General features: G+C 64.0%; 15 protein-coding genes and 1 riboswitch. Of the genes, 10 read left to right on the forward strand and 5 right to left on the reverse strand.

Annotation, left to right across the window (positions count from 1 at the left end):
* Position 1: 1 nt before the first annotated feature.
* Together AYK65_RS16350 and AYK65_RS16355 are read right to left on the reverse strand one after the other, a co-directional pair.
* Positions 2–652, reverse strand: coding sequence for a thiamine diphosphokinase (locus AYK65_RS16350; RefSeq protein WP_026615378.1), 651 nt, complete (start codon positions 650–652; stop codon positions 2–4).
* Between the two features lie 96 nt (positions 653–748).
* Positions 749–1,231 carry a GNAT family N-acetyltransferase gene (locus AYK65_RS16355; RefSeq protein WP_081159004.1) on the reverse strand — a complete coding sequence of 161 codons (483 nt, stop codon included), beginning with the start codon at positions 1,229–1,231 and terminating at the stop codon, positions 749–751.
* A gap of 137 nt (positions 1,232–1,368) precedes the next feature.
* Positions 1,369–1,483: riboswitch (TPP riboswitch) on the forward strand.
* Positions 1,484–1,534: 51 nt separating this feature from the next.
* On the opposite strand from AYK65_RS16355, the gene thiB reads away from it, so the two are divergent.
* The 4 genes from thiB to AYK65_RS16375 all read left to right on the forward strand — a co-directional run bounded on the left by thiB (position 1,535) and on the right by AYK65_RS16375 (position 6,872).
* On the forward strand, positions 1,535–2,563 hold the full coding sequence (thiB, locus tag AYK65_RS16360; RefSeq protein ID WP_046120569.1) for a thiamine ABC transporter substrate binding subunit: 1,029 nt from the start codon (positions 1,535–1,537) through the stop codon (positions 2,561–2,563).
* A gap of 31 nt (positions 2,564–2,594) precedes the next feature.
* Complete coding sequence (gene thiP / locus AYK65_RS16365; RefSeq protein WP_081159088.1) at positions 2,595–4,199, forward strand: thiamine/thiamine pyrophosphate ABC transporter permease ThiP; 1,605 nt, start codon at positions 2,595–2,597, stop codon at positions 4,197–4,199.
* The gene (locus AYK65_RS16370; protein ID WP_081159006.1) at positions 4,196–4,909 is read left to right on the forward strand and encodes a thiamine ABC transporter ATP-binding protein; all 714 of its coding nucleotides are present in this window, start codon (positions 4,196–4,198) and stop codon (positions 4,907–4,909) included. The genes thiP and AYK65_RS16370 overlap by 4 nt, the downstream gene beginning before the upstream one ends.
* A 469-nt stretch (positions 4,910–5,378) precedes the next feature.
* Entirely contained in the window at positions 5,379–6,872 is a 1,494-nt protein-coding gene (locus AYK65_RS16375; RefSeq protein ID WP_244559986.1) for a M48 family metalloprotease, read from the forward strand.
* 82 nt (positions 6,873–6,954) lie between these two features.
* Here AYK65_RS16375 and hisC read toward each other — a convergent pair whose 3' ends face one another.
* Positions 6,955–8,010, reverse strand: a complete 1,056-nt coding sequence (hisC, locus tag AYK65_RS16380) for a histidinol-phosphate transaminase (protein ID WP_046120571.1) — start codon at positions 8,008–8,010, stop codon at positions 6,955–6,957.
* Between the two features lie 2 nt (positions 8,011–8,012).
* Positions 8,013–8,927 carry a polyprenyl synthetase family protein gene (locus tag AYK65_RS16385; RefSeq protein ID WP_046120572.1) on the reverse strand — a complete coding sequence of 305 codons (915 nt, stop codon included), beginning with the start codon at positions 8,925–8,927 and terminating at the stop codon, positions 8,013–8,015.
* A gap of 149 nt (positions 8,928–9,076) precedes the next feature.
* Here AYK65_RS16385 and mtgA point away from each other — a divergent pair, with 149 nt between their 5' ends.
* The 3 genes from mtgA (at position 9,077) to rpmF (ending at position 10,916) form a co-directional block, all read left to right on the forward strand.
* The gene (gene mtgA, locus AYK65_RS16390; RefSeq protein WP_167549687.1) at positions 9,077–9,844 is read left to right on the forward strand and encodes a monofunctional biosynthetic peptidoglycan transglycosylase; all 768 of its coding nucleotides are present in this window, start codon (positions 9,077–9,079) and stop codon (positions 9,842–9,844) included.
* A 76-nt stretch (positions 9,845–9,920) separates the two neighbouring features.
* Entirely contained in the window at positions 9,921–10,568 is a 648-nt protein-coding gene (locus AYK65_RS16395; RefSeq protein ID WP_026615369.1) for a glutathione S-transferase family protein, read from the forward strand.
* A gap of 162 nt (positions 10,569–10,730) precedes the next feature.
* The gene (gene rpmF, locus AYK65_RS16400; RefSeq protein WP_012067326.1) at positions 10,731–10,916 is read left to right on the forward strand and encodes a 50S ribosomal protein L32; all 186 of its coding nucleotides are present in this window, start codon (positions 10,731–10,733) and stop codon (positions 10,914–10,916) included.
* 247 nt (positions 10,917–11,163) lie between these two features.
* Here rpmF and phaR read toward each other — a convergent pair whose 3' ends face one another.
* A complete protein-coding gene (gene phaR / locus AYK65_RS16405) occupies positions 11,164–11,745 on the reverse strand; it encodes a polyhydroxyalkanoate synthesis repressor PhaR (RefSeq protein WP_026615368.1) in 582 nt (193 codons plus the stop codon).
* A 223-nt stretch (positions 11,746–11,968) separates the two neighbouring features.
* Between phaR and AYK65_RS16410 the strand changes: the two genes are divergently transcribed.
* The 3 genes from AYK65_RS16410 to AYK65_RS16420 all read left to right on the forward strand — a co-directional run bounded on the left by AYK65_RS16410 (position 11,969) and on the right by AYK65_RS16420 (position 17,613).
* Positions 11,969–13,150, forward strand: coding sequence for an acetyl-CoA C-acetyltransferase (locus tag AYK65_RS16410; protein WP_026615367.1), 1,182 nt, complete (start codon positions 11,969–11,971; stop codon positions 13,148–13,150).
* A gap of 115 nt (positions 13,151–13,265) precedes the next feature.
* The gene (phbB, locus tag AYK65_RS16415; RefSeq protein WP_026615366.1) at positions 13,266–13,991 is read left to right on the forward strand and encodes a beta-ketoacyl-ACP reductase; all 726 of its coding nucleotides are present in this window, start codon (positions 13,266–13,268) and stop codon (positions 13,989–13,991) included.
* A gap of 613 nt (positions 13,992–14,604) precedes the next feature.
* A complete protein-coding gene (locus tag AYK65_RS16420) occupies positions 14,605–17,613 on the forward strand; it encodes a helicase-related protein (protein ID WP_081159090.1) in 3,009 nt (1,002 codons plus the stop codon).
* Positions 17,614–17,618: the final 5 nt, after the last annotated feature.

Raw genomic sequence — 17,618 nt, forward strand, 5'->3', positions numbered from 1 at the left:
GTCAGGCTCCGGAAAGATCATAGGGACGGGCAAGCACGACCGCCCGGCCGAATTTCAAGGAAAGGCGGACCGGACCTTCCGCGACATTGGAAATCGTCCGGGAGGACCCAAATGGCAACTTAAAATCGTCGAGAAGATAGCGGGCGCCCTCGATCGACAGGCCCTCGAGTTCGGTGAAGCCGAGGATCGAGAACAGGCTGCCCTGCGGCAGGTCGATCTCTTGCGTGCCCGGTGTAAGCGGATAGGCCTCCTCCTCGCCGGAGGTCATGAACGCCGCGTGTCCTTCCTCCGCAAGCGCCGCGAGCCGCAGGAGGTGCAGGAAAGCATGGTCGCTGCGCGTACCGCCGAGCGCACCTGCGAAGATCAGCGAGGTTGCGCCGCGCGAAAGCGCCGCCTCGACTGCCATCTCGCCGTCGGTGGCGTTCTTGGCGGCCGGGTACTTCTCGCGCGGAACCTCGGCGAAATCCGAAAAGAGCGCCTCCTCGGTCGAGTCGAAATCGCCCACCCAGAGCTCGGGCACGACGCCGAGCATCTTCGCGTGGCGCATGCCGCCGTCGGCCGCGATGAAGCGGCTGCCGGAAAGTTGCGCCGCCAGGCGCTCTGTGAGCGTCAGGGCGCCGCCGAGAAGGATGGTAAAGTTCGAACGGGTCATGGCAGAAGCCCATAGCGCAAAGCGGCTCCCAAGGGAAAGGGCCGTGCGGTCCTTTCCGGCACGGTTACGGCATCTCGCCAACGCGACCGCTTAGGATCAGGTTCCCGACGCGCTATCGGGCAAGAGCATGCCGGCATAGATGCCGGGCGTCGAATCCGCAATCTCCACCGCACCGACGGCGCGCGCATAGAAATCGACCGGGCCGGCGCCGCCAATGATCGCATAGGCGTAGCCGGCGGCGCGCATGGAGCGCAGGCTTTCGATGAGCAGCGCTTCGCCGATGCCTCGCCCGCGCATTGCCTCGTCCACGCCCGTTGGTCCGAAGAAGCCGAGGGCCGTCACGTCTTGGCAGGCAAAGCCCGCGAGCTGTCCCTGATATAGCGCAATGTGGATACTGGTCGGCGTCGACGAAAATGCCGCTTCCGCCTCGCCTGCCCAGCCGGCACCGAACCGCTCCTCGATCCACGAAACGACGATCCGGCGCTCGGGCGCCATGGCACGACGAATGCTGATGTCGGAGCCGAGCCGCGACGCGCCGATTTCGGGCAGGGCATAGAGGCGAACGAGCATATCCGGCATGAAATGACCTCGATTGGCGAACAAAACGCCGCCGCCGTTGTTTGAATCTCGGAAACTCAGATAGCGCAGGCGGCTCGCAGCGCCAATGCTCCACCGAAACTCCGCTTGCCTTGGCTGCCGCTGAAAGCTAAATCTTTGCTGCTCTAACGGGGTGCCTGCGGTCCGAATACGACTAATGGCTGAGAGGCTTCGAGCCAACCCGCGGAACCTGATCCGGTTCATACCGGCGGAGGGATTAGAAGCGATCGGACCGATACGCCCTTTTCCCGTGCAGCATCAACAATAGGGGGAGAGGTGCCCTTCATGTCCAGTTCACTCTACAGCAAAGCCCTTAGCCGGCTTGCAATCGCCGCAGCGGCTCTCGCCGCGTTTTCCGCGCACGCGCTCGCCGCGGAAAAGACGCTGACGATCTACACCTATGAGAGCTTCATCACGGAATGGGGACCGGGCGCCAAGGTCGCCGAGGCCTTCGAGAAGGAGTGCGACTGCAAGGTCGACTATGTCGGCGTCGCCGACGGCGTAGAACTCCTGACGCGGCTGAAGCTCGAAGGCGAAGGATCGAAGGCCGACATCGTGCTCGGCCTCGACACCAACCTCGTCGCCGAGGCCAAGGCAACCGGCCTCTTCGCCCCGCACGGCGTCGACACCGCCGCTCTGAAAGTACCCGGCGGCTTTTCCGACGACACCTTCGTCCCCTATGACTACGGCCATTTCGCCGTGATCTACGACACCGAGACGATGAAGAACCCGCCCAAAAGTCTGAAGGAGTTGGTCGAGGGCGATCCTTCGCAGAAGATCGTCATCGAGGATCCGCGCACCTCGACGCCCGGCCTCGGCCTGCTGCTCTGGGTGAAATCAGTTTACGGTGACAAGGCCGGCGAGGCCTGGGAAAAGCTCAAGGAGCGCGTTCTGACTGTCACCCCCGGCTGGTCGGAAGCCTACGGCCTCTTCACCAAAGGCGAGGCACCGATGGTGCTTTCCTACACGACCTCGCCTGCCTACCACATGGTGGCTGAGAACACCGACCGCTACCAGGCCGCCTCCTTCGCCGAGGGCCATTACATCCAGATCGAAGTGGCCGGCATGACGCAGAAAACGAAAGACCCGGAGCTTGCGCGGAAGTTTCTCGCTTTCATGACGGGCCCCGAATTCCAGTCGATCATCCCGACGACCAACTGGATGCTGCCGGTGGGAGCGACCAAGGAGCCGCTGCCGGACGCTTTCGGCAAGCTCGTCAATCCGGAAAAGACTTTCCTGCTGCCCTCGGAAGAGGTCGCCGCCAGCCGCAAGGCGTGGATCGACGAATGGCTGGCGGCGATGAGCAAGAACTGAGGCCCGCTTGTTCGGCGCCACCGAGAACAGGATGACGACCGCCGCCGGGGCCTTGAGCCTCGGCGGCATTCTGCTTTTCGTCGGCCTCGCCGCTATCGCGCTGCTTGCTCAGTCCCGCGGCGGCGATGCCGGTCCGCTGTTCGACGCCTATCTCTGGCGGGTGACGCGCTTCACCCTGCTGCAGGCAAGCCTCTCGACGCTCATCTCCATCCTCTTCGCAATCCCCGTCGCCCGCGCACTCGCCCGGCAGGCCTCTTTCCCCGGGCGTATCTGGGTGCTGCGGCTGATGGCCTTGCCGCTCGGCCTGCCCGCCCTCGTTGCCGCACTTGGCCTGATCGAAGTATGGGGCCGTCAGGGGCTTCTGAACACGGCGCTCGCGGCAGCCGGGCTGGCGCAGCCGATCAGCGTCTATGGGCTCTTCGGCATTCTCACTGCCCACGTCTTCTTCAACATGCCGCTCGCCGCACGGCTGATGCTCACAGGCATCGAGCGCATCCCTGCCGAATACTGGCGAACCTCACCCAATCTCGGCATGGGCCCGCTCGCCACCTTCCGCTTCATCGAATGGCCGGCGATCCGTGGCCTGCTTCCCGGTATCGCCGGCCTCATCTTCATGCTCTGCGCCACCAGCTTCACGCTCGTGCTGACGCTCGGCGGCGGGCCGGCCGCAAGCACGATCGAGGTGGCGATCTACCAGGCGCTCCGCTTCGATTTCGACCCGCCGCGGGCGATCGCCCTTTCCGGGCTCCAGGTCGCGCTCACCGGCGCTTTGCTTATCCTGCTGAAATTCGTTGCGCCGCCGCCCGAGGAGGGAGAGACGACCGGCAGGGCAATCCGGCGCTTCGACGGCGCAAGCGGGCTGTCGCGACTTTTCGACCGGATCTGGCTTGCGCTTGCCATAGCCTTCGTCGGCGTGCCCCTTGCGGCGATCGCCTATTCCGGCGCGAAGGCGGATTTGCTCCGTCTCGTTCGCGAGCCGGCATTCCACCATGCGCTTGCCATGAGCACGATGATCGCCCTCCTTTCCGCAACGGTCTCGGTCGTGATGACGGCACTGATGATCCGCGCGGAGCGCCTCGCGCTCGCGCCGCGGCGCCCGCGAACGGCAGCGCGCCTCTTTGCCGGCGCAATCGACGCCAGCACCTCCTTCATCCTGCTGGTCCCGCCCGTCGTGCTCGGCGCCGGATGGTTCCTGCTGCTCACGCCCCTCGGCGATGTCGCCCGTTTCGCACCAGCGGTCGTCATCGCCATCAACGCGCTGATGGCGCTCCCCTTCGTCTACCGCGTGCTTGCCCCCGCCATGGCGACGCATGCCGTACGCACCGAGCGTCTGGCCGCAAGCCTCGGCATCGGCGGTTTTCATCGCCTGCGATGGATCGATTGGCCGGCGCTCAGAAGGCCTCTTCTCATGGCCTTCTCCTTTGCCATGGCGCTCTCACTCGGCGATCTCGGCGCTGTCGCCCTGTTCGGCTCCGAGGAGATGGTGACACTGCCGTTCCTGCTCTACAGCCGTATGGCAAGCTACCGCACCGCTGACGCCGCCGGACTTGCCTTGATGCTCGGGCTCGTCTGCCTGATCTTGACCGTGCTCGGCACCGCCGGCGAGGAGAAACCGTCCGAAGGACGAAGCGCATGAGTTCTACGGCCCTCTCCCTGAAAGGCGTGGAGGTGCGCTTCGAAACGGCGACACTCCTCTTCGACTGCGAGGTTCCAGCGGGACGAATAGTCGCGGTCGCCGGCGCCTCCGGTTCGGGCAAGTCGACGCTCTTCAACGTCATCGCCGGTTTCGAGCAACCGGAGCGCGGCGACGTCCGCATCCTCGGTGAAGACATGGCCGGCCGCCTGCCGGGGGAGCGGCCCGTATCCGTCATCTTCCAGGAGCACAATCTCTTCGCCCATCTCGACGTCGCCGCCAATGTCGGCCTCGGAATCAGCCCGGCGCTGCGGCTTGGTCCCGCCGAGCGCGCGCAGGTTGAAGCTGCGCTGGCGCGAGTGGGCCTCGCCGGCTTCGGCGGACGCCTGCCGCCGACGCTGTCGGGCGGCGAACGCCAGAGGGTGGCGCTCGCACGAGCGATGGTTCGGCACCGCCCGCTTTTGCTGCTCGACGAACCCTTCGCGGCCCTCGATCCCGGCATGCGCAGCGAAATGCGCAACCTCATCGGCGATCTTCACGAGGAGGAAGGCAACACCATTTTGATGATCACGCATCATCCTGACGACGTGAAGATGCTCGCCGACAGCGTGCTTTTTCTCGACCAGGGTCGTATCGTCGCCCATGACGACATCGCTCATTTCCTCGAGCGGCGCGACTTGGCGGCCATCAACCGGTTTCTCGGTAACGAGTAGGCGATCCGAAAAGCTTCATGTTCGTTGCGGCTTTGCACTCGCTCGCCGCCCCCTCATGCTGCTGCGCCGGCCTTCCGTTTTGACCGAGAGAAGGAACAAGTGGCGGACTCTGCAGTCCGCTGGCGGAAAGAGTCGGGGTGAGAGGCAAAGAGCCGCATTCGACGGTGTAATTAAATTGCCGTTCGCCACAATTTGACCGTCCAGCTATGCGACGCGCGGAGACTGCGAACGGGTGCGTGGCAATATTCGCGCACCCGTTGCCGCGATATCACGGGGCAACTATTTCTGCTGGGGCCGGCTATGCAGGCAGTGCTGAAATCGGATACAGCAAAGTCCTGGCCGGAACACCCGCGCCGGTGCGGTATCCGGCTGAAAAAGTAGGATTTTTTGACGCTTGCGAGGATGGCTTTTTAGCCGCAGGTCGCGCCGGCGGATGGGAACGGGCTGAGGCATGGTTAGGCAGGCAGTCATGAGCGGCTGGTTTCCGACGCGGCGCGGCGGCGCGCACGCACGAGCACTGGTTGTAGTGGCAGCCGCTACGCTCCTCTCCGCCTGTCAGTCGGTAATCGAGCAGACCTATGAGCCGACCGTCTCGCCATCCGCCAGCCCGCAGATCGTCGAAGAGGTGCAGAAGAACGACCCGCGCGCCCAGCTCGGCGCGCGCGAGCACCCTCGCATCGTCGCAAGCTACGGCGGCGAATACCGCGACGCCAAGACCGAACGGCTGGTGGCCCGCATCACCGGCGCCCTGACGGCGGTGTCGGAGAACCCGCAGCAGTCCTATCGCATCACCATCCTGAATTCTCCGGCGATCAACGCCTTCGCACTTCCCGGCGGCTATCTCTACGTCACGCGTGGGCTGCTCGCGCTCGCCAACGACGCCTCGGAAGTGGCGGCCGTGCTCTCGCACGAGATGGCGCACGTCACTGCCAACCACGGCATCCAGCGCCAGCAGCGCGAGGAAGCCGAGGTGATAGCAAGCCGCGTCGTCTCCGAAGTGCTCTCCTCCGATCTCGCTGGCAAGCAGGCGCTTGCCCGCGGCAAGCTCAGACTCGCCGCCTTCTCGCGCAATCAGGAACTGCAAGCCGATGTCATCGGGGTCCGCATGCTCGGCGAAGCCGGCTATGATCCCTATGCCGCCGCCCGCTTCCTCGATTCCATGGCCGCCTATAGCCGCTTCAGCGCGGTCGATCCGGAGGCGGACCAGAGCCTCGACTTCCTTTCGAGCCACCCCAACGCGCCGCAGCGCGTCGATCTCGCGCGCCGGCATGCTCGCGCTTTTGGCGTCGAAGGCGCGAGCGGCGATCGTGGGCGCGATTATTACCTCGCCGGCATCGACGGGCTTCTCTACGGGGACAGCCCGGAGGAAGGCTATGTCCGTGGCCAGACCTTCCTGCACGGCCAGCTCGGCATCCGCTTCGACGTGCCCGCCGGTTTCCAGATCGACAACAAGGCCGAGGCCGTGCTGGCCACGGGTCCCGGCGAAGTGGCGATCCGCTTCGACGGCATCGCCGACAATGGCCGGCGGCGCCTGACCGATTATATTGCCAGCGGCTGGGTGACAGGCCTGCAGCCCGACACGATCCGGCCCATCAGCGTCAATGGCCTCGAGGCCGCAACCGCGCGGGCCTCGGCCGACCGCTGGGACTTCGACGTCACGGTGATCCGGATCGGCGACCGCATCTACCGCTTCCTGACGGCGGTTCCCAAGGGCTCGACCGCGCTCGAGGCGACGGCAAACCAGTTGCGCACCTCCTTCCGCCGCATGACGGGCGCCGAGGTCCAGTCGCTGAAACCGCTGCGCGTCCGCGTCGTCACGGTGAGACCCGGCGATACGATCGCGACGCTCGCAGCGCGGATGATGGGAACGGATCGGAAGCTCGACCTCTTCCGGTTGATCAACGCGATGCAGATCACCTCCACCGTCAGACCCGGCGACAAGGTGAAGATCATTTCCGAGTGAAGTCCGAGACCGACCATGAACTGATCGGCCGGCGCGCGGAAACCCATTTGCCTGTTCGCGCTGTCCCGCTACTGATCCGGCTTCAGAGAATCTCGTCGAGCGCCGCGATGAGTCTCGCGCATTCCTCGTCGGTGCCAACGGTGATGCGCAGGAAATCCGAGATACGCTGCTTGGCGAAGTGGCGGACGATGACCGCGCGTTCACGCAGTTTTGCCGCCAGCGCCTGCCCCGCATGCTCCGGGTGACGGGCAAAGACGAAGTTCGCCTGCGAGGGCAGCACCTCGAAGCCGCGTGTCTTGAGGTCATTCGTCAAATTCGCGCGCGTTGCGATGATCTTGCCGCGCGTCGCCTCGAACCATGCCTCGTCCTCGATCGCGGCGATCGCTCCGGCTTGAGCGGCGCGCCCGAGCGGGTAGGAGTTGAAGCTGTCCTTGACCCGTTCGAGCGCCTCGATCAGCGGCCGCTGGCCGATCGCGAAGCCCACTCTGAGGCCGGCGAGCGCGCGCGACTTGGAGAAAGTCTGCACCACGAGCAGGTTCTCGTATTTCGGCACGAGGACGGTCGCGGACTCGCCGCCGAAGTCGATATAGGCTTCGTCGATCACCACCGGCTGATCCGGGTGTTCCGCCACCAGCCTCTCGATCTCGGCAAGCGGCAGGCCGATGCCGGTCGGTGCGTTCGGATTCGGCAGGATGACCGCGCCGCAGCGACGGCGATAATCCGCGATATCGATGCGGAAGGCGGCATTGAGCGGCACCTCGACCGCATCGATGCCGAAGAGGCCCGCATAGGTCGGATAGAAGCTATAGGAAATGTCCGGATAGATGAGCGGTTCGTCGTGCTTCAGAAGTGCTGCGAAGGCATGCGCCAGCACCTCGTCGGAGCCGTTGCCGACGAAGACCTCCCCGGCCGAGACGCCGTAACGCACGGCGATCGCCTGTCGAAGGCCGAGCGCGACCGGGTCCGGGTAGAGTCGGAGATCGGCGCTTGCCGCCGCGCGGATCGCCTGGAGCGCCTTTTCCGAGGGACCATAGGGGCTCTCATTGGTGTTCAGCTTGACGAGATTCGCCATGCGCGGCTGCTCGCCCGGAACATAGGGCTTCAACGTGGAAACGATCGGCGACCAGTACTTGCTCACATCTAACTCCTGCGATTGGCGATGAAGCGTGCGGCTTCCGCGAGGATGGTCGAACGGGCGCCATAGGGTTCAAGCAGGTCTTCGGCTTCGACCACCAGTTTCTCGAGCTCGCGCTCGGCCCAGGATTGGCCGTGGAGCGCAACGAGCGTGCCTTTGCCGCGGGCGGCATCCTTGCCGGTGGCCTTGCCCATCGCTTCGGCATCGGCCGTGAGATCGAGCAGGTCGTCCGCAAGCTGGAAGGCGAGGCCGATCTTTTCGCCGAAGGCGCGCATTCGCCGGCGATCCTCGGCACCGGCGCCTGCGATGATGGCGCCTGCCTCGCAGGCGAAGCGGATGAGGGCGCCGGTCTTCATCGCCTGCAGCATGACGATGCCTTTCTCGTCGGGGGCGTTCTTCTCGGCGGCAAGGTCGAGCGCCTGCCCGCCGGCCATGCCGCCATGCCCTGCGGCGCGCGCAAGCGCCAGCACGAGTTCCGTCTTCTGGCGGTCGGAAAGCGCCGTCTCCGGGGCGGCGATGATGTCGAAGGCGAAGGTCAGCAGGCTATCGCCCGCCAGGATCGCCGTTGCCTCGTCGAAGGCGATGTGTACCGTCGGCTTTCCGCGCCGGACGTCGTCATCATCCATTGCCGGCAGGTCGTCGTGGACGAGCGAATAACAATGCACGCATTCGAGCGCCGCGCCGATGCGCAAGCCGGCTTCCGCGCCGCCGCCGAGGAGGGCCGCGCTTTCGGCGACGAGGAAAGGACGCAGCCGCTTGCCGCCATTGAGCACGCCGTGGCGCATGGCGCCGAGCAGGTTTTCCGGGCGGGCGATCTCATCCGCGAAAACGGCCGGCCCCAGAAGCTTCGTAAGCAGCGCCTCGACCGCGGCCGCATTGGCCTTGAGGCGCGCCGAAAAGGATGAAGTCTCGTCTTTCATAGAGCGCTCTTTGGCACGGGGAGAGGCGGCTTTCAACGGCCATTGGCGTCGCAGCACGTGAAGCTTTGTCTTGGATGACGACTTCGCCGCCTTGCCTTTTGCCAGAAAGGCCGTTCATCTTTCCTCCACCATGGAATATGAGGGGGTGGATGGACAAAGAGGTGGACAGTCAGCGCGTGGACATCGTTTCGGAAGAACGCGAGGAGGCAGAAGTGAGCCGCTGGTCCGCCGTGCGTAAGACATGGCGGGCACGGCGCCGGCGCATCGTCTTCATTGCTCTTTCCGTCTTGCTGCTGCCATACGCGCTGATCGTCCTCTATCTCCTCGAATTCATTCATCCGATCTCGACATTGATGCTGCGTGATCTCATTCTCCTGCGCGGCTATGACCGGCAATGGGTGGAGTTCGACGATATCGCCCCGGTGCTCGTCCAGTCGGTGATGATGTCGGAAGACGGCCAGTTCTGCTCGCATGGCGGCGTCGACTGGAACCAGATGCGCGGCGTCGTCCAAAATGCGCTCGACGGCGAGCAGACGCGCGGCGCAAGCACGATCCCGATGCAGACGGTCAAGAACCTGTTTCTCTGGAACGGCCGCTCCTTCGTCCGCAAGGCGTTGGAACTGCCGCTTGCGATTGCAGCCGATTTCGTCTGGAGCAAGAGGCGGATGATGGAAATCTACCTGAACGTCGCCGAATGGGGCGACGGCATCTACGGTATCGAGGCCGCCGCGCGGCATCATTTCGGCGTTTCAGCCGCGAAGCTTTCGCGCCGTCAGGCGGCGCTGCTTGCCGTGGCGCTGCCGAACCCAATCGACCGCAATGCCGGCAAGCCGGGGCGGGGTCTGAGACGCCTCGCCTCCGTGATCGAGCGTCGCGCCAGCCGCTCCGGCGGTTACATCACGTGCCTTTATGATTGAGATGAAGGCAATTCATTGGTCTTGCGGACGCTGATGTGGCAAGGCTCTCTCCCGATCACTCAGGAGAAACAGCGACATGGCCAAGCTCGTTCTTTATGTCGGCAACAAGAACTATTCGTCCTGGTCGCTTCGGCCATGGCTGGCGCTTGAAGGCTGCGGCATTCCTTTCGAGGACGTCGTCATTCCTTTCGACTTCCCCGCAGGAAATCCGAGATTCCGCGAAATCTCGCCCACGGGCCGCGTGCCGGTGCTCCATCATGGCGAGACGCGCGTATGGGAATCGCTAGCGATCATCGAATATGTGGCAGAGCTCTTCCCGGAGGCCGGCCTCTGGCCCGAAGACCGCGAGGAGCGTGCCCGTGCGCGCAGCTATTCGATGGAGATGCTCTCCGGTTTTCGGGCGCTGCGAGGCGCCTGCCCGATGAACATTCGACGGCCACGCAAGGGGATCCCGCTGCCGGACGGCGTCGCGGACGATGTTGCGCGGATAGAGGCGATCTGGCGGGAGGCGATCACCCACTCCGGCGGGCCGTTCCTCTTTGGCCGGTTCACCGCTGCCGACGCAATGTTCGCGCCAGTCGTCAACCGTTTCGACGTCTACGAACTCGTGACCGATCCGGTAACGCTCGCCTATATGGATGCCGTCAAGGCGCACCCGGCCTTCCGCAAATGGGAAGAGGCTGCAAGGGCCGAACCCTGGATCGTGCCGGAGGACGAAGCCTGAACGACAGCACGGTTCCGCCCGCGCCGATTCGAAAATTTCTGTGGGGGACTGGTCAAACGCTGGTTGGCCATGTATAAGCGCGCGAAATTCCGAGATCGACATCTGTTTGACCCGGCCATTTCGGCTGCTGAACAGTGTTTTGCCCGATAAGTGGAGAATGAAATGGCTGTACCGAAAAGAAAAACGAGCCCGTCCAAGCGTGGCATGCGCCGTTCCGCTGACGCCCTCAAGGCTCCGACCTACATCGAAGACAAGAACTCCGGCGAACTGCGCCGCCCGCACCACATCGACCTGAAGACCGGCATGTATCGCGGCCGTCAGGTTCTGACGCCGAAGGAAAGCGCATAAGCGCTTAGCTTTTGCGGATGAAGTTTGAAGGGTCGGCTCTGCCGGCCCTTTTTCTTTGCCAGTGAGATTGGGCTGAATGGATTTGCCGGCGCGAGCGGTCGCCCCTCATCCGCCTGCCGCCGCAAGCGGGGCGAAGGGGATCGCGGCGCGGTCTTCGTCCCCTCTTCCCGCCTGCGGACAGAGGGCTAGGGGTGAGGGGCAGCCGCCCCGCAAATCGGCTCGGTTCTTGAAAGCTTCGCCGGCAATTTCAGCCCAAGTTGTCGAGCTTCGTCTGCAGCGCCCGAAGCTGTTCCTTGAGCTCGTCTATATCCTTCGCCTCGGCCTTCTTGGTTTCCTTGGCCGGCGGGGCGGCGGCCATAAAGGGCGAGAACATCTGCATCGCCTGATGGAACATCTCAGTATTGCGCCGGACCTGTTCCTCGACGAGTTGCAGCGGCACCTGCAGGTTCTTGCCGAGCGGCGTGTCGCCGAAAGCCTTGGTGATCTGCTCGCGCATCTGCGCCTGCTGCTCGGTGAAGGCTTGCATCGAGTGTTCGAGATAGCTCGGCACAACCATCTGCATCTGGTCGCCGTAGAAGGAGATCAGTTGCCGTAGGAAGGAAATCGGCAGGAGCGTGTTGCCGGTCTTCGACTCCTGCTCGAAGATGATCTGCGTCAGCACGGAATGGGTGATGTCCTCGCCGGACTTGGCGTCCTGGACGACGAAGTCCTCCCCCCGCTTTACCATGACGGCCAGGTCGTCGAGGGTCACATAGGTGCTCGTACCGGTGTTGTAGAGACGCCGGTTCGCATATTTCTTGATAACGATCTGGCCATCATTCTTCGCCATCAGGGTCTCCTCTACCCATCGTCCCGTCTTTATTGTGTTTTTTAAGAGTATCCGCAAAAGAGCGGCGCTGACAATCTCTTTGTGCAATGCGGCGACGCAGGTGCGAACCTCGAAGCCGGCGCCATCGTGAAGCTTTTGCTGCAGAGCATATAGGCGTTTGACTTGCGCTCCTGGCTTTGCCAGTCTGCTCGTATCAGGCAAAGCAAATATGAGGAAACGTCCCATGAGCAATCCCTCTATCGTGATCGCCAGCGCCGCCCGCACCGCCGTCGGTTCCTTCAACGGCGCCTTCGCCAATACACCGGCGCACGAACTGGGCGCGGCCGCCATCAAGGCGGTGCTTGAACGGGCGGGCGTCGAAGCGGGAGAGGTGGACGAGGTCATCCTCGGCCAGGTGCTGCCGGCAGGCGAGGGGCAGAACCCGGCGCGCCAGGCGGCGATGAAAGCCGGTATCCCGCAGGAAAAGACGGCCTGGGGCATGAACCAGCTTTGTGGTTCGGGTCTGCGCGCCGTCGCCCTCGGCATGCAGCAGATCGCGACCGGCGATGCGAACATCATCGTTGCCGGCGGCATGGAGTCCATGTCGATGGCGCCGCATTGCGCGCACTTACGCGCCGGCGTGAAGATGGGCGATTACAAGATGATCGACACGATGATCAAGGACGGCCTGACGGACGCCTTCTATGGCTACCACATGGGCACCACCGCCGAGAACGTCGCGCGCAAATGGCAGCTCACCCGCGAGGAGCAGGACGATTTCGCGCTTCGCTCGCAGAACAAGGCGGAAGCGGCCCAGAAGGCCGGCAGGTTCGCCGACGAAATCGTTCCTTTCATCGTCAAGACCCGCAAGGGCGACGTGACCGTCGATCAGGACGAATATATCCGCCATGGCGCCACTCTCGATTCCATGGCGAAGCTCCGTCCAGCCTTCGACAAGGAGGGAACGGTGACCGCCGGCAATGCCTCGGGCATCAATGACGGTGCCGCCGCAACGCTTCTGATGACGGAGGCGGAGGCCGCCCGGCGCGGCATTCAGCCGCTTGCGCGTATCGTCTCCTGGGCGACGGCCGGCGTCGACCCGCAGATCATGGGTACCGGGCCGATCCCGGCCTCCCGAAAGGCGCTCGAAAAGGCCGGATGGTCCGTCGGCGACGTGGAGCTCGTGGAGGCGAACGAGGCCTTTGCGGCGCAGGCCTGTGCCGTCAACAAGGACCTCGGCTGGGATCCTGCTATCGTCAACGTCAATGGCGGCGCGATCGCGATCGGCCATCCGATCGGCGCCTCCGGCGCGCGCGTTCTCAACACGCTCCTCTTCGAGATGAAGCGACGCGGCGTCTCCAAGGGGCTTGCGACGCTGTGCATCGGCGGCGGCATGGGTGTCGCCATGTGCGTGGAGCGCCTGTAACCGGCCGTCCGGTATGCGGGCATTCTCCGAGATTCGATATGCGTGAGTGGCCCGGTTTCTCCGAGCCGCATGGGAATGCTTTTGCAATTTTGCGTTAACCGAGTGGGAGGCGAGCATGAGCAGAGTAGCATTGGTTACGGGCGGGTCGCGCGGCATCGGCGCTGCAATTTGCGTCGCGCTGAAGGCGGCGGGCTACAAAGTGGCCGCGAACTATGCCGGCAACGACGAGAAGGCGCAGGCCTTCAAGCAGGAGACCGGCATTCCGGTCTATAAGTGGGACGTCTCCAACTATCAGGCCTGCGTCGATGGCATCGCCAAGGTGGAGGCCGACCTCGGGCCGGTTGACATCCTCGTCAACAATGCCGGCATCACCCGCGATGCGATGTTCCACAAGATGACGCCGGAGCAGTGGGGTGAAGTCGTCAGCACCAATCTGACGGGGCTTTTCAACATGACGCATCCCGTCTGGTCGGGCATGCGCGACCGCGGCTTTGGCCGCATCATCAACATCTCGTCGATCAACGGTCAGAAGGGGCAGATGGGCCAGGCGAATTATTCCGCCGCCAAGGCCGGCGATCTCGGCTTCACCAAGGCGCTCGCCCAGGAGGGAGCCGCGAAAGGGATTACAGTCAATGCGATCTGCCCCGGCTATATCGGTACCGAGATGGTGCGCGCCGTGCCGGAAAAGGTGCTGAACGAGCGGATCATTCCCCAGATTCCGGTTGGTCGTCTCGGCGAACCGGAGGAAGTCGCGCGCTGCGTCGTCTTCCTTGCCTCCGATGATGCCGGCTTCATCACCGGCTCGACGATTTCGGCAAACGGCGGCCAGTATTTCGCCTGATCGGCGGCCGTTTCATTCATCGCGGCGCCCCTCGGGGCGCCGCATTTCGTTTCGGCAACTGTGACGCCTGTTTCGCGCCGCCTCACCTACTAGATATTGTGTCGATCCAAAACGAAAAATCCGACTTGACCACCGGCTCCCATTTGGCGGCACCGCTGGATGCTCATACCGCAAACGATTCCTATTTCCCGATACATCGACTCCGAAGACGAATCCGGGTCAGAATTTTCCAAAGTTTCCAGACTCTTGGATTCGGAATCCTTTTTCGCGATTCCACTTCGGAATTGGCAAAACGGGTCACGAAACGTCCGCGAAAGGGTTACCTCTTCGGCAGATTCAGCATTTGGTACGACTCTGGATAACCCATCCTATATATAGTCGTGAACATACAGTGAATCGTTACGAGTCTTCGATTCGTCGCCGATTCGTTCCGTCGCTGTTCTAAAAGCTCATTTGGGGGCTAGAATCGGAGCCGCTAAATATGGTGGTCGTCGCTTTTAATTGTCGGCTCCCCTTGCGTTTGGCCCGGCGGGTGGGCATCTGTTCCCCGCCGGCGTGTAACACGTCGGCTCGTTGAGACTGCCCGGGATCGATGACCTTGTCCTTTCAATCCATGATCCTGAGCGGCCGCGGCGTGACCGCGGTGCTCGGGCCTACCAATACCGGCAAGACACACTACGCGATGGAGCGCATGATCGCTCATGACAGCGGCGTCATCGGACTGCCGCTGAGATTGCTCGCGCGCGAAGTCTATACGCGTCTCGTCGAGAAGGTCGGCCACCACAATGTCGCGCTGATCACCGGCGAGGAGAAGATCACGCCGCATCGCGCCCGTTACTCCGTCTGCACCGTCGAAGCGATGCCGCGCGAGACGACCGCTTCCTTCGTGGCGATCGACGAGGTGCAGCTTGCCGGCGATCTGGAGCGCGGCCACATCTTCACCGACAGGCTCATGCATCTGCGCGGGCGTGGCGAGACGCTGCTGCTCGGCGCCGCGACGATGCGGCCCATCCTCGAGCACCTCCTGCCCGGCATCACCGTCGTTGAGCGGCCGCGCATGTCGCAGCTTCTCTATGCCGGCTCCAAGAAGATCACTCGCCTGCCCAACCGGTCCGCGATCGTCGCCTTTTCGGCGGACGAGGTCTATGCGATTGCCGAGCTCATCCGCCGCCAGCGCGGCGGCGCCGCGGTCGTGCTCGGCGCGCTGTCACCGCGCACCCGCAATGCCCAGGTTGCACTCTACCAGGAGGGCGACGTCGATTATCTGGTGGCGACCGACGCGATCGGCATGGGGCTCAATCTTGATGTCGACCATGTCGCCTTTGCCCAGGACCGGAAATTCGACGGCTACCAGTATCGCAACCTCAACCCGGCGGAACTCGCCCAGATCGCGGGGCGCGCCGGCAGGCACATCCGCGACGGTACGTTCGGCGTAACGGGCCGCGTCGATCCCTTCGAGGACGAGCTCGTACACCGCATCGAATCGCATGAGTTCGATCCGGTCCGGGTGCTGCAGTGGCGTTCCAAGGCTCTCGACTACTCCTCGTTGAGGGCCTTGAAGCACAGCCTCGAGGCGGCGCCCGCGGTTTCGGGGCTCACGCGCGCGCTTCCTGCCGTCGACCAGCAGGCGCTCGAGCATCTGGCCCGCTATCCCGAAATCATCGACGTCGCCACCACGTCCGAGCGTGTCGAAAAGCTGTGGGAAGCTTGCGCGCTCCCGGATTATCGTCGCATCACGCCGGCGCAGCACGCCGACCTCATCTCGAGCATCTATGCCGATCTCGTTCGCCATGGCACGGTCAATGAGGATTTCATGGCCGAACAGGTCCGGCGTGCCGACCTCACGGATGGCGAGATTGACACACTTTCGGCGCGAATTGCGCAGATCAGGACCTGGACCTATGTGTCCAACCGGCCCGGGTGGCTTGCCGATCCGACACACTGGCAAGAAAAGACGCGGGAAATCGAAGATCGATTGTCCGACGCGTTACATGAAAGGTTGACGAAACGCTTTGTTGATCGCAGGACATCTGTGCTCATGAAGCGCCTGAGAGAGAATGCGATGCTGGAAGCAGAAATCAGTGTGAATGGTGATGTCTTCGTCGAGGGGCACCATGTGGGCCAGCTAACCGGTTTCCGGTTCACGCTAGCCGCCGGGAGCGAGGGATCGGACGCGAGGGCCGTTCAAGGTGCCGCCCAGAAGGCGCTTGCGCTGGAATTCGAGGCGCGCGCCGCCCGTCTGCATGCGGCCGGCAACAATGATCTGGCGCTGTCGTCGGATGGCCTCGTGCGCTGGCTCGGCGATCCCGTGGCGCGGCTTGCCGCAAGCGACCACGTGATGCGCCCGCGCGTTATCCTGCTTGCCGACGAGCAGCTTCAGTCCCATGCGCGCGAACATGTGCTTGCGCGGATCGAGCGCTTCGTGAACCACCACATCAGCACCGTTCTGAAGCCGCTCGACGATATTTCCCGCGCGGAGGATCTGGAGGGGCTTGCCAAGGGCCTCGCCTTCCAGCTCGTGGAGAACCTCGGCGTGCTCTTCCGCCGCGACGTCGCCGAAGAGGTGAAGTCGCTGGACCAGGAAAGCCGCGCCTCCATCCGCAAATACGGCGTCCGCTTTGGCGCCTACCATATCTTCCTGCCCGCGCTCCTGAAGCCGGCGCCGGCAGAATTGATCACGCTGCTCTGGGCGCTGAAGAACGACGGGCTCGACAAGCCCGGCTATGGCGAGCTGATCCCGATGCTCGCCGCCGGCCGCACCTCGGTCGTGACCGATCCTTCCTTCGAGCGGACCTTCTACAAGCTCGCGGGCTTCCGCTTCCTCGGCAAGCGCGCGGTGCGCATCGACATCCTCGAGCGCCTTGCGGACCTCATCCGTCCGCTGCTGCAGTGGAAGCCCGGCGCGTCGCCGCGTCCCGACGGGGCCTATGACGGCCGCCGCTTCATGGCGACAACGTCGATGCTATCGATTCTCGGCGCAACACCGGACGACATGGAAGAGATCCTGAAAGGGCTCGGCTACCGGGCCGACAGCGTGACGGCCGATGAAGCGGCGGCCTTCCTCGCCAGCCAGCAGGGCGCGCCGGCGGAGACACCCGCCGAGGCGGCGACCGAGCATGGCGAAGCGGACGAGGTCGTCGAGGCCGAATCCTCCGAAGAACCGGCCGCCGAGGCACCCGCTGCCGATGATCAGCCGGCCGAGGCGCCGGCAGAACAATCAGCTGATAATGCCGCCGCTCCGGCACAGCCGGAAGCGCCGACCGAAGCGAGACCCGTGCTTCTCTGGCGTCCTGGCACTCGCCAGGACAACCAGCGTCACGGCGGCCGCCATCAGGGCGAACAGCGTCGCGGTGGCCAGCGTCACGGCCAGGCGGATGCCAGGGAGGGTGGCCGCAGGTCCGGCGCGCCAGCCCATGGGAAGCCGCGCGAGAGCAAGCCGCAGGACGGCAAGACGCAGGAGGGCAGGTCCGGCGGTCCGCGCAAGGATCGCGGCGACCGGCACGACCGGGGCAAGCCGGCCGGCGCGAAGTTCGAGGGTCGCCCGCCGCGCAAGGAGAAGCCGATCGATCCGGATTCGCCCTTCGCCAAGCTCGCCGCTCTCAAGGAGCAGCTCAAGAAATAGGTCCG

The organism is Ensifer aridi (genome assembly GCF_002078505.1).
In the GTDB taxonomy this organism is placed as follows: Bacteria; Pseudomonadota; Alphaproteobacteria; order Rhizobiales; family Rhizobiaceae; genus Sinorhizobium; species Sinorhizobium aridi.